Source organism: Cedecea neteri NBRC 105707 = ATCC 33855 (genome assembly GCF_001571265.1).
In the GTDB taxonomy this organism is placed as follows: Bacteria; Pseudomonadota; Gammaproteobacteria; order Enterobacterales; family Enterobacteriaceae; genus Cedecea; species Cedecea neteri.
The window spans coordinates 1-3,602 of the sequence record NZ_BCTL01000104.1 but is presented as its reverse complement, the minus strand read 5'-3'; the positions used below and the strand labels follow the sequence as shown (position 1 = coordinate 3,602).

Sequence of the window (3,602 nt, the reverse complement as noted above, 5' to 3'; positions counted from 1 at the left end):
TTTTTGCTATGTGCGTTCTACTGAGACAGGCAAGCCAATCCCGACAGGATCGGGTAAACTATTCTGGTTTATATTCCGGAAAATCGCTGACATGAACTCCTCTCTTAAGCCCTTCAATACCTTCGGTATTCAGGCAACGGCTGCACATATTGTTATCGCTGAATCTGTAGAACAGCTTACGAAAGCATGGGCAGAGTCGATGCAGGCTCAGCGGCCAGTACTTATCCTGGGGGAAGGCAGTAACGTCCTTTTCCTCGAAGACTACGAAGGCACGGTCATTATCAATCGCATTAAAGGGATTGAGATTACTGAGATGGATGATGCCTGGCTCCTGCATGTTGGTGCTGGTGAGAACTGGCATCATCTTGTGGAATATTCTCTCCAGCAAGGTATGCCGGGTCTGGAGAATCTTGCTTTGATCCCTGGTTGCGCAGGTTCCTCGCCAATCCAAAATATTGGTGCATATGGGGTCGAAATAAAAAAAGTCTGCGATTACGTCGATTGTGTCGAGCTAAGCAGCGGCCGCGCGTTGCGTTTAACCAACGAAGAGTGCCACTTTGGCTACCGTGACAGTATCTTTAAACACGATTACCAGGATCGCTTCGCGATAGTTGCTGTCGGTTACCGTTTGCCGAAAGCGTGGATCCCTGTGCTCAGCTATGGCGATCTGACTAAATTAGATCCGGCCACCGTTACGCCTCAGCAGATTTTTGAAAGCGTCTGCACTATGAGAACCTCAAAGCTGCCCGATCCTAAAGTGAATGGTAATGCGGGCAGTTTCTTCAAAAACCCCGTTATTAGTGCCGAACAGGCAAAAAAACTGATTTCCAACGTGGCTAGCGTGCCTCATTATCCGCAACCTGATGGCAGCGTTAAGCTTGCTGCGGGCTGGCTGATCGATCAATGCCAGCTCAAGGGCTACCGCATCGGTGGCGCAGCGGTTCATAGGCAGCAGGCCCTTGTTATTATCAATGAAGATGGGGCAAGCAGCGCGGATATTATTGCCCTCGCTCATTATATTCGCCAGCGAGTTGGAGAAAAGTTTGATGTCTGGCTGGAGCCTGAGGTTCGTTTTATGGGCGGTAAAGGTGAAGTCAGCGCCGTGGAGGCTATAGCGTGAAAGACAATAGAGTTCCGTTAACGTTAATCAGTATTCTGGCTGATGGTGAATTTCATTCTGGTGAGCAGCTGGGTGAGCAGTTAGGCATGAGTCGCGCGGCCATCAATAAACATGTACAGACTCTGCGAGACTGGGGGATCGATGTATTCACCGTGCCTGGGAAAGGATATAGCTTGCCGGAGCCTATCCAACTGCTGGACGAAAGCTTTATTAAGTCACAGATAGATAGCGGGACAGTTGCAGTCCTGCCGGTGATTGATTCTACCAACCAGTACCTGCTTGACCGTCTCAATACTCTTCAGTCGGGCGATGCATGTATAGCCGAATACCAACAAGCTGGACGCGGCAGACGAGGTCGCCAGTGGTTCTCTCCCTTTGGCGCAAATCTCTATTTATCCATGTACTGGCGCCTGGAGCAGGGGCCTGCGGCGGCAATTGGTCTTAGCCTTGTTATTGGTATCGTCATGGCCGAAGTATTACAGCGCCTTGGCGCAGAAGACGTCAGGGTAAAATGGCCAAATGACCTCTATCTGAACGATCGTAAGCTCGCCGGTATTCTGGTTGAACTCACCGGAAAAACTGGGGATGCCGCGCAAATCGTTATCGGTGCCGGGATCAATCTCGCGATGCGTAATGTTGCGACAGATGTAATTAATCAGGGGTGGATTAACCTCCAGGAAGCCGGCATTCGCATTGATCGGAATACACTGGCGGTCACTCTGATTCAGGAACTAAGGACGGCACTTCAGATTTTTGAACAGGAAAGTTTAATACCGTTCCTGCCTCGTTGGGAAAAACTGGATAACTTTATTCATCGCCCGGTAAAACTCATTATTGGAGAACGAGAGGTTTATGGCGTTTCTCGCGGAATTAATGAACAGGGTGGATTATTGTTGGAGCAGGATGGGGTAATAAAAGCCTGGGTTGGTGGTGAGATCTCTCTGCGTGGAGCCAGTTAAAAAGAGAGGGGGAACATCCCCCTCATTTTATTATTTTCTTAGTTTTACGCAATCAACGGCATGATTAGCACTTTTTGTCATAATTAAGCTCGCACGATCGCGAGTTGGCAGTATATTCTGCTTTAAATTCAATAAATTAATCTCATTCCATAACTGTGTTGCAATATTTACAGCCTCGTCTTTAGAGAGCTTTGCATAGCTATGGAAATAAGAGTTTGGATCGGTGAAAGCACCCTCACGGAATTTTAAGAAACGATTTATATACCAATTCTGTAATAGCTCTTCCGGCGCATCTACATATATAGAAAAATCTACGAAGTCAGAAACAAATACATGATGTGGATCGTGTGGATAATCCATCCCGCTTTGCAGAACGTTTAGCCCTTCCAGAATCAAGATATCTGGCTGGGCAACTGTCTTATCGCCGTCAGGGATCACGTCATACACCAAATGTGAGTACACCGGTGCCGTCACGTTGGTTGCGCCAGATTTGATATCAGAGACAAACTTCACCAGGCGATGCATATCATAGGATTGCGGGAAGCCTTTCTTCTTCATCAAATTGCGCTCTTTGAGCACTTTATTTGGATGAAGGAAGCCGTCGGTGGTAATCAGTTCAACCTGGCGATGCTCAGGCCAACGACTGAGTAACGCCTGCAGTACACGCGCTGTAGTACTCTTCCCGACGGCCACGCTTCCCGCAATGCTAATGATATACGGAATACGTTGGCCATTAGTGCCAAGAAACTGCTCAAGTACAGCCTGACGCCGCAGGTTTGAACTGATATAGAAATTGAGCAGGCGAGACAGCGGCAGGTAAATCTCTGCCACTTCCTCCAGGGAGAGGTCTTCGTTAATGCCTTTTAACCGGGCGATTTCCCCTTCGGTTAACGTCATGGGAACAGAGTCACGCAATGCTGCCCATTGGCTCCGGTCAAATTGTAGATAAGGGGTTGTTGCCAACATTTGCTCTTTATTACTCATAAGCATGCTTCTGCCTGTAATTCAGGACAAAATTTACGCGCTACATTCTGGAACGCCAGGAAGCCCGGCGTTCTGTATCAAAAGTATGCAGCGTATTTAACTTTTCAACAGTGGGCAGGAGGGTAACATCTGAATAGAGAGAACAATAAGAAAAAATCACCAACAGTGATGTATTACGGCGGATACATCACGTTGCGCTTAAGCAAAAGAAAGGTCTACGCGGCACGTTAGACGGCCAGTTTTCTTTTTACGGTTATTATTTGTCATTGTGGCACCGTCAAACAGCAGTGCCACTAAAAACGAATGCCAGGAGCGATGGAAATTTGTTCTCAAATGGTGCTTTAGTCACCAGATTTTCGAGATCTAGCGCAAAATGTGAGCGGTAGTGCATTTTATGCGATTTTTTTGTTGCATGCGCGGCGCTGTCTTCCTAGAATGCGCGCTACTTGATGCCGGCTTAGCTCAGTAGGTAGAGCAACTGACTTGTAATCAGTAGGTCACCAGTTCGATTCCGGTAGCCGGCACCATCAAGTACCCCA

General features: G+C 47.8%; 3 protein-coding genes and 1 tRNA gene. 3 read left to right on the top strand and 1 reads right to left on the bottom strand.

The window, feature by feature from the left end; translation table 11 throughout:
• The first annotated feature begins 91 nt into the window (after nt 1-91).
• Both murB and birA read left to right on the top strand, forming a co-directional pair.
• Complete coding sequence (gene murB / locus CNE01S_RS23860) at nt 92-1,120, top strand: UDP-N-acetylmuramate dehydrogenase (protein ID WP_061279165.1); 1,029 nt, start codon at nt 92-94, stop codon at nt 1,118-1,120.
• Nucleotides 1,117-2,079, top strand: coding sequence for a bifunctional biotin--[acetyl-CoA-carboxylase] ligase/biotin operon repressor BirA (gene birA / locus CNE01S_RS23855; protein ID WP_061279163.1), 963 nt, complete (start codon nt 1,117-1,119; stop codon nt 2,077-2,079). Before murB ends, birA begins: the two co-directional genes overlap by 4 nt.
• A gap of 30 nt (nt 2,080-2,109) precedes the next feature.
• On the opposite strand, the gene coaA is transcribed toward birA, so the two are convergent.
• Entirely contained in the window at nt 2,110-3,063 is a 954-nt protein-coding gene (coaA, locus tag CNE01S_RS23850) for a type I pantothenate kinase (RefSeq protein ID WP_061279167.1), read from the bottom strand.
• 451 nt (nt 3,064-3,514) lie between these two features.
• On the opposite strand from coaA, the gene CNE01S_RS23845 reads away from it, so the two are divergent.
• Nucleotides 3,515-3,590: transfer RNA gene (locus CNE01S_RS23845), tRNA-Thr, on the top strand.
• Nucleotides 3,591-3,602 lie beyond the last annotated feature (12 nt).